Origin of the sequence: Pseudomonas sp. GM33 (genome assembly GCF_000282295.1) — a bacterium.
Taxonomy (GTDB): Bacteria; Pseudomonadota; Gammaproteobacteria; order Pseudomonadales; family Pseudomonadaceae; genus Aquipseudomonas; species Aquipseudomonas laurylsulfatiphila.
Genome location: NZ_AKJO01000036.1, coordinates 1 through 8,579, shown reverse-complemented (window position 1 = coordinate 8,579; position 8,579 = coordinate 1). Strand labels below are relative to the sequence as shown.

At 60.9% G+C, this 8,579-nt stretch carries 7 protein-coding genes; all 7 read left to right on the top strand.

Translation table 11 applies throughout. The features are described 5' to 3' along the window. The coding region (locus tag PMI26_RS23055; protein WP_007971764.1) for a glucose/quinate/shikimate family membrane-bound PQQ-dependent dehydrogenase at positions 1 to 2,003 on the top strand (2,003 nt) is incomplete at its 5' end. 316 nt (positions 2,004 to 2,319) lie between these two features. Continuing rightward, positions 2,320 to 4,737: an endopeptidase La gene (gene lon, locus PMI26_RS23060; protein ID WP_007971763.1), complete on the top strand. Its 2,418-nt coding sequence runs from the start codon at positions 2,320 to 2,322 to the stop codon at positions 4,735 to 4,737. Between the two features lie 186 nt (positions 4,738 to 4,923). After that, on the top strand, positions 4,924 to 5,382 hold the full coding sequence (locus tag PMI26_RS23065) for a hypothetical protein (RefSeq protein ID WP_007971762.1): 459 nt from the start codon (positions 4,924 to 4,926) through the stop codon (positions 5,380 to 5,382). Between the two features lie 181 nt (positions 5,383 to 5,563). Continuing rightward, complete coding sequence (locus PMI26_RS23070; RefSeq protein WP_007971760.1) at positions 5,564 to 5,956, top strand: protease inhibitor I42 family protein; 393 nt, start codon at positions 5,564 to 5,566, stop codon at positions 5,954 to 5,956. 2 nt (positions 5,957 to 5,958) lie between these two features. Beyond that, positions 5,959 to 6,594, top strand: a complete 636-nt coding sequence (locus PMI26_RS23075; protein WP_007971758.1) for a lysoplasmalogenase — start codon at positions 5,959 to 5,961, stop codon at positions 6,592 to 6,594. A 269-nt stretch (positions 6,595 to 6,863) separates the two neighbouring features. After that, positions 6,864 to 7,607 (top strand): carboxy-S-adenosyl-L-methionine synthase CmoA, encoded by a 744-nt coding sequence (cmoA, locus tag PMI26_RS23080; RefSeq protein ID WP_007971757.1) that lies wholly within the window; start codon positions 6,864 to 6,866, stop codon positions 7,605 to 7,607. Continuing rightward, positions 7,604 to 8,560 carry a tRNA 5-methoxyuridine(34)/uridine 5-oxyacetic acid(34) synthase CmoB gene (gene cmoB / locus PMI26_RS23085; protein ID WP_007971754.1) on the top strand — a complete coding sequence of 319 codons (957 nt, stop codon included), beginning with the start codon at positions 7,604 to 7,606 and terminating at the stop codon, positions 8,558 to 8,560. The genes cmoA and cmoB overlap by 4 nt, the downstream gene beginning before the upstream one ends. Positions 8,561 to 8,579: the final 19 nt, after the last annotated feature.

Genomic DNA, 8,579 nt, shown 5'->3' with positions numbered 1-8,579 from the left:
CCGCCGTGGCCAGCCAGTTCACCCACCCGGGCGAGACCTTGGGCGAACTGGGTCGCGACACCGCGGACATGACCAGCACCGCGCCTCAGATGCCCGAAGGCGACTGGCAAGCCTATGGCCGCAGCGAATTCGGCGACCGCTACTCGCCGCTCAAGCAGATCACCCCGGCCAACGTCGGTAAACTGCAAGAAGCCTGGCGTATCCAGACCGGCGATCTGCCTACCGCCGATGACCCGGTGGAACTGACCAACGAAAACACCCCGCTCAAGGCCAACGGCATGCTCTATGCCTGCACCGCCCATAGCAAGGTGCTGGCGCTGGACCCGGACACCGGCAAGGAACTGTGGCGTTTCGACCCGCAGATCAAGAGCCCGGTGGGCTTCAAGGGCTTCGCCCACATGACCTGCCGTGGCGTGTCGTACTACGACGAAGCGGCCTACGCCCAGTCTGAAAACGCTGCCTCCGCCGTCATCTCTGAAGCCGGCAAAGCCGTCGCCCAGGCCTGCCCGCGTCGCCTGTACCTGCCAACTGCCGATGCACGCCTGATCGCGCTCAACGCCGACACCGGCAAGGTCTGCGAAGGTTTCGGTAAAAACGGCGTGGTTGACCTGACTCAAGGCATCGGGCCGTTCACCCCTGGTGGCTACTACGCCACCTCGCCGGCAGCGATCACCCGTAACCTGGTGATCATGGGCGGCCACGTCACCGACAACGAGTCGACCAACGAGCCCTCAGGCGTGATCCGTGCCTTTGACGTACACGACGGTCATCTGGTGTGGAACTGGGACAGCAACAATCCAGACGCCACCGAACCGCTGCCAGAGGGCGAACACTACAGCCGCAACTCGGCCAACATGTGGTCGCTGGCCAGCGTCGACGAAAAACTCGGCATGGTCTACCTGCCACTGGGCAACCAGACCCCTGACCAGTGGGGCGCAGACCGCACCCCGGGCGCCGAGAAGTTCAGTGCCGGCCTGGTTGCGCTGGACCTGGCCACCGGCAAGGTGCGCTGGAACTACCAGTTCACTCACCATGACCTGTGGGACATGGACGTCGGCAGCCAGCCAACCCTGCTGGACATGAAAACCGCCGACGGCATCAAGCCGGCCGTTATCCAACCGACCAAGCAAGGCAGCCTGTACGTCCTCGACCGTCGTGACGGCACGCCGATCATCCCGATCAAGGAAATCCCGGCTCCACAAGGCGCCGTGAAAGGTGACCACACCGCACCGACCCAGGCCCGTTCGGACCTGAACCTGCTGGCCCCGGAACTGACCGAAAAAGCCATGTGGGGCGCCAGCCCGTTCGACCAGATGCTGTGCCGCATCCAGTTCAAGGAATTGCGCTACGAAGGCCAGTACACCCCACCGTCGGAACAGGGCAGCCTGATCTATCCGGGTAACGTTGGCGTCTTCAACTGGGGCGGCGTTTCCGTCGACCCGGTTCGCCAGATGCTGTTCACCAGCCCGAACTACATGGCCTTCGTCTCGAAAATGGTGCCTCGCGCCGAAGTCGCGGCCGACAGCAAGCGCGAGAGCGAAACCGCGGGCGTGCAACCGAACACCGGCGCACCTTACGCGGTGATCATGCACCCGTTCATGTCGCCGTTCGGCGTACCCTGCCAGGCGCCGGCCTGGGGCTACGTAGCCGGCATCGACCTGACCACAGGCAAAGTCGTGTGGAAACGCAAGAACGGCACCAGCCGCGACAGTTCCCCATTGCCGATCGGCCTGACACTCGGCGTACCAAGCATGGGCGGTTCGATGGTCACTGCTGGCGGCGTCGGCTTCCTCAGCGGCACGCTGGATCAATACCTGCGCGCCTATGACGTCAACACCGGCAAGGAGCTTTGGAAAGCGCGCCTGCCGGCTGGCGGTCAGGCTACGCCGATGACCTACACCGGCAAGGACGGCAAGCAGTACGTGCTGTTGGTCGTCGGTGGCCACGGCTCACTGGGCACCAAGATGGGTGACTATGTGATTGCGTACAAACTGTCCGAGTAAGTTTCAGCGGCAGTAAAACGAAAGGCGACGCCCGTGAGGACGTCGCCTTTTTTGTGGCCGCAGATTTCCAGGCACCCCCGGACTACTGTGGGAGCGAGCTTGCTCGCGATAGCGGTCTGACAATCACTTCAAGGGTGTCTGTCATGCCCCCATCGCGAGCAAGCTCGCTCCCACAGGGGATAGTGTCGCCGCAAAATCCAGCTAACCTGTCTCTGCGCTGAACACGCCTTCGAAACACGGCGTTGCAGAAAATGACCGTTGAAACCACCGCCAACCTGCCCCATCTAAGACCCATACCCATTGTGCAGGTGCCCCCATGAGCGACCAGCAAGAATTCCCCGAAGACCCGAGCGAATACGCCGATCCGCAAAGCGCTCCACAGCACAAACCCGGCAAAGGCCTGGCCCTGCCCGGCCAGAACCTGCCGGACAAGGTCTACATCATCCCGATCCACAACCGGCCATTCTTCCCGGCCCAGGTCCTGCCGGTCATCGTCAACGAAGAGCCGTGGGCCGAGACCCTCGACCTGGTGGCCAAGTCCGAACACCACTCCCTGGCCCTGTTCTACATGGACACGCCCCAGGAAGATCCGCGTCACTTCGACACTTCGGCCCTGCCGCTCTACGGCACCCTGGTCAAGGTGCACCACGCCAGCCGCGAAAACGGCAAACTGCAATTCGTCGCCCAGGGCCTGACCCGTGTGCGTCTGAAAACCTGGCTCAAGCACCATCGCCCGCCGTACCTGGTGGAAGTCGAATACCCGCACCAGCCCACCGAGCCGACCGACGAGGTCAAGGCCTACGGCATGGCGCTGATCAATGCGATCAAGGAACTGCTGCCGCTCAACCCGCTGTACAGCGAAGAGTTGAAGAACTACCTCAACCGCTTCAGCCCCAACGACCCGTCGCCGCTGACCGACTTCGCCGCCGCGCTCACCTCGGCCACCGGTAGTGAGCTGCAGGAAGTGCTCGACTGCGTGCCGATGCTCAAGCGCATGGAAAAAGTCCTGCCGATGCTGCGCAAGGAAGTCGAGGTCGCGCGCCTGCAAAAAGAGATTTCCGCCGAAGTTAACCGCAAGATCGGTGAACATCAGCGCGAGTTCTTCCTCAAGGAGCAACTCAAGGTCATCCAGCAGGAGCTGGGCCTGACCAAGGACGACCGCAGCGCCGACCTTGAACAGTTCGAGCAGCGACTGGTGGGCAAAGTCCTGCCGGCGCAGGTGCAGAAACGCCTCGAAGAGGAAATGAACAAGCTGTCGATCCTCGAGACCGGCTCGCCGGAGTATGCGGTCACCCGCAATTACATCGACTGGGCGACCTCGGTGCCGTGGGGCGTGTACGGCGAGGATAAACTCGACCTCAAGCACGCGCGCAAGGTGCTGGACAAACACCATGCCGGCCTCGAAGACATCAAGGACCGCATCCTCGAATTCCTCGCCGTTGGTGCCTATAAAGGCGAAATCAGCGGTTCCATCGTACTGCTGGTGGGGCCGCCGGGCGTGGGCAAGACCAGCGTCGGCAAATCCATCGCCGAATCCCTGGGCCGGCCGTTCTATCGCTTCAGCCTTGGCGGCATGCGCGACGAAGCCGAGATCAAGGGCCACCGCCGCACCTACATCGGCGCGCAGCCGGGCAAACTGGTGCAAGCGCTCAAAGACGTCGAAGTGATGAACCCGGTGATCATGCTCGACGAGATCGACAAGATGGGCCAGAGCTACCAGGGCGACCCGGCCTCGGCGCTGCTGGAAACCCTCGATCCGGAACAGAACGTCGAATTCCTCGACCACTATCTGGACCTGCGGATGGACCTGTCGAAGGTGTTGTTCGTGTGCACCGCCAACACCCTCGACTCGATCCCTGGCCCGTTGCTCGACCGCATGGAAGTGATTCGCCTGTCGGGCTACATCACCGAAGAAAAAGTCGCCATCGCCAAGCGTCACCTGTGGCCCAAGCAGCTTGAGAAAGCCGGCGTGTCCAAGGGCAGCCTGAGCATCAGCGACAGCGCGCTCAAGGCGCTGGTCGACGGCTATGCCCGTGAAGCCGGCGTGCGCCAGCTGGAAAAAAACCTCGGCAAGCTGGTACGCAAAGCGGTGATGAAACTGCTCGACGATCCGAAAGCGGTGATCAAGCTCGGCCCGAAAGATCTCGAAGCGTCGCTCGGCAAACCGGTGTTCCGCAACGAGCAGGTGCTGGCGGGGGTCGGCGTGATCACCGGCCTGGCCTGGACCAGCATGGGCGGTGCCACCCTGCCGATCGAAGCCACGCGCATCCACACCCTCAACCGTGGGTTCAAGCTCACCGGGCAACTGGGTGACGTGATGAAAGAGTCGGCGGAGATCGCCTACAGCTACGTCAGCTCGCACCTGAAGTCCTATGGCGGCGATCCGAAGTTCTTCGACGAAGCCTTCGTGCACCTGCACGTGCCGGAAGGCGCCACGCCGAAAGACGGCCCGAGCGCCGGCGTGACCATGGCCAGCGCCCTGCTGTCGCTGGCACGCAACCAGCCACCGAAAAAAGGCGTGGCCATGACCGGTGAGCTGACATTGACCGGGCATGTGCTGCCGATTGGCGGGGTGCGCGAGAAGGTGATTGCGGCGCGGCGGCAGAAAATTTTCGAGCTGATCCTGCCGGAGGCCAACCGGGGTAATTTCGAGGAACTGCCGGAGTATCTGAAGGAGGGTATTACCGTGCACTTTGCCAAGCGCTTTGCGGATGTGGCAAAAGTATTGTTCTGATAAAACTGTGCAGTATCAAAAAGGCCAGGTTCATAACCTGGTCTTTTTTAATCCAACTTCAACAATGAATTCGACATGCCTTTCCATCAAGTTGAAACCTGTTAGTTCAGACAGTACTTCCAGGCATTCCCACTCTATACATTCAGGGCTCAAATCATTTGTGCGTAAAGCACGCAGGAGAGCTCCATGGAAATCAACCAGCGAAGAGGTCTTGTCAATGAGCATATCAATGACAACATGCTGTTTCGCCGCTGCTGCCCAAAAAACCACTTGAATGCCACTCTGGAGAACCGTGAAGACTTCCACTCCGAAGAGTTTTTCGCCAGCGTCGGAAACAGGGAAATCATCGCCATTTTCAAGACCGGTGCACACAACACCCCACTCGACCGTGCCTTTGATATTTACATGCCAAAAGACATCGAGACGGGCATCTATCCACTGAATACCCCTGGCCAATTGATAGAAATCGCTTATACCGAGAACTTTCCGGCCTATACCACTCACTGGGCATTCGAGGGTGTCATTGACTTGATTGTGAGCGATGACAAACAACAACACTCTGGCAAAACCGTTATGAAGTTCAAAACTCGACAGGGTGTTGTATTTACATCCGAAAGCCAATTCTGTTTTTCTCTTTCGGCTTAACGACACGGCACTCACCCGTTAATATAATTAGCGGGTTCGCCTACAAAATTATCCTCTTCCTCATGTAGACGTCCCCTCGCAATAGCGTCAGCCCTACCCTCCCCATGCGTGTGATCGTCACACTTTGTCTCATCTTCGGTTATGCTCGCCGTTCGTCGCGAATTCAGGAGCGCCTGATTTGATGTCCCCAACCCGTCTGCTACTGCCCATAAGCCTTGCCTTGCTGGCAGCCTGCGCTTCCCAACCGAAACACAACGTGACCGTGGAAAAACAGAGCGAATGCCCGGTGAAACTCAGCAACGGGCAAAACCTGATCCTGACCCTGCCGAGCAACCCGACCACGGGTTATCGCTGGGCGATCCAGGATTCCGCCGGCGGCGTGCTGCACGCCTTGGGGCCAGAGGTGTATCGAAATCCGGAAGATGCCGGCATCGTCGGTTCGGCCGGGGTTTCGACCTGGCGCTTCCAGGCTTTTGCAACCGGCACGGGACGTTTGCGCCTGACCTCGCAACAGCCGTGGGCGCCGGAAGTGCTGCCGGTGGACTCGTTCGACTGCGCGATCTCGGTTAACTGACCGTGGGCTGGCTGATTCTGGCGCTGATGGGCGCGGTGACCTTTCTTTATGGCCTGAGCGTGCATGCCTCCATGCTGTGCCTGCTGGTCAAGCCGCTGCCGGTGCTGGCCTTGCTCGGCTGGCTGCACGACGCACCACCCGGCGAATATCGGCGCTGGATCAGCCTGGGCTTGATTTTCTCCTTGGTCGGCGACGTGTTGCTGGCCTTGCCGGGGGACTTGTTCGTGTTTGGTCTCGGCGCATTTCTGGTCGCCCACCTGGCGTATCTGAAAGCCTACTTGAGCGATTGCCGGCGCCTGGCTCTTTTACCCCTGATCATCGCCCTCGGCGTTGGTGCAGTGCTGTTGGGGATTCTGATTTCTCATGGACTGGGGCCACTACTGGTTCCGGTGATCGTCTACGGCCTGGCGATCAGCGCCATGCTCTGGCGCGCGCTGGCGCGGCTTGGCAGTGATGTGCCCAAGCGTTCGGCCCTGCTGGCCGCCGGTGGTGCGGTGGCGTTTGTGTTTTCGGACAGTGTGATTGGCATCAGCCGGTTCGTGGTGCCGTTCGATGCGGCACCCTATGTGATCATCCTCAGCTATTGGCTGGGGCAGTGGGGCATCACGGCCTCGGCGTTCTCCCAAGGCAAACGCTGATCCCTGTGGCGAGGGGGCTCGTCGGAATGCCGCACCACCCCGTTCGGCGGCGCAGCCGTCGTAAACCCTGTTAGTCGGGTGTATCTGTGATTACCCGGTTGCATGGTTTTGGGACTGCTTCGCAGTCCAACGGGGGCAAGCCCCCTCGCCACAAGAGCACTCTCGGCTTTCGAACTGCATCAACCCACCCGCTTTATCAGACAACCCGCGCATCCCCACGCCAACTTGGCTAAAATGCCGGCCTTTTCACCGATACCGCTGGAACCGCCGTGAGCAAAGAACCCGATCGCCTTTTCGCCCAGCCTTTGGCCCAGGTGCCTGACTTCGCCTTTAACGAGGACGTGGTGCGGGTGTTCCCGGACATGATCAAGCGCTCGGTACCGGGCTATCCGACCATCGTCGAAAACCTCGGCGTGCTCGCCGCGCAGTTCGCCCAACCGGGCAGCGTGCTCTACGACCTGGGCTCGTCGCTGGGTGCCGTGACCCAGGCCCTGCGCCGGCATGTGCGCACCGAAGGTTGCCGCGTCATCGCTGTGGATAACTCCGCCGCCATGGTCGAGCGTTGCCGCGAATACCTCAATGGCCAGGACTCGATGTTCCAGGAGTTGCTGCCGGTCGAGGTGATCGAGGGCGACATCCTGGCGCTGGAGTTCCAGCCGGCCTCGGTGGTAGCGCTGAACTTCACCCTGCAATTCATCGCCCCGGACCAACGCACCGCGCTGTTGACGCGTATCCGTCAATCGCTGCTGCCCGGCGGCGCCCTGATTCTCTCGGAAAAACTGCGTTTCGAAGACGAGCAGGAACACGCGTTGCTCACCGACCTGCACATCGCCTTCAAACGCGCCAACGGCTACAGCGAGCTGGAAATCGCCCAGAAGCGCAGCGCCATCGAAAACGTCATGAAGCCCGACAGCCTCGAAGAACACCGCGAACGCCTGTTGGCCGCCGGGTTCTCGAAAGTCGTGCCGTGGTTCCAGTGTCTTAACTTTGCCTCGTTGATTGCCCTGCCATGATTGATCTGTCTCCCCTCGCCCGCCGTCTGGCCGGCACACCGCTGGCCGAATGGGCCAACACCCTGCAGGCGCAACTCGACAAGAAAATGGAAAAGGGCCATGGCGACCTGGAGCGCTGGCAAAGCGCGCTGGACGCCCTGCCAAAGATCCAGCCGAGCAAAGTCGATTTGCTCAACGGCCTGAAGCTGGATACCGATTGCGACGATGAAACCCGCGCGCAAATGCGTTCCGCGTTGATGGGCCTGTCGCCGTGGCGCAAGGGCCCGTTCGACCTGTTCGGCGTGCACGTCGACACCGAATGGCGCTCGGACTGGAAGTGGTCGCGGGTCGCCCCGCATCTGGACCTCGTGGGCAAGCGCATCCTCGATGTCGGCTGCGGCAACGGCTATTACATGTGGCGCATGCTCGGCGCCGGGGCCGACAGCGTGATCGGTGTCGACCCGAACTGGCTGTTCTTCTGCCAGTTCCAGGCGGTACAGCGCTACCTGTCCGAACCGAACGCCTGGCACCTGCCCTTCCCCTTCGAAGATCTGCCGCCGAACCTGGAAGGCTTCGACACGGTATTTTCCATGGGTGTTTTCTACCACCGCCGCTCGCCCATCGAACATTTGCTGGCGCTGAAGGACTGCCTGGTCAAGGGTGGTGAGCTGGTGCTGGAAACGCTGGTGGTCGAAGGCGACAAGCACCAGGTGCTGGTGCCGGAAGACCGCTACGCGCAGATGCGCAACGTGTGGTTCCTGCCGTCGGTGCCGGCGCTGGAGTTGTGGCTGCGACGTGCCGGGTTCAGCGATGTGAGGTGCGTGGATGTGAGCACCACCACTGTCGAGGAACAGCGTGGCACCGAGTGGATGAAGTATCAGTCGCTCAGTGACTTCCTCGATCCCGAGGATCACAGCAAGACGATTGAAGGGCTGCCGGCGCCGATGCGGGCAGTCATCGTCGCCCGTAAATAAAAGCAAGATCAAAAGATCG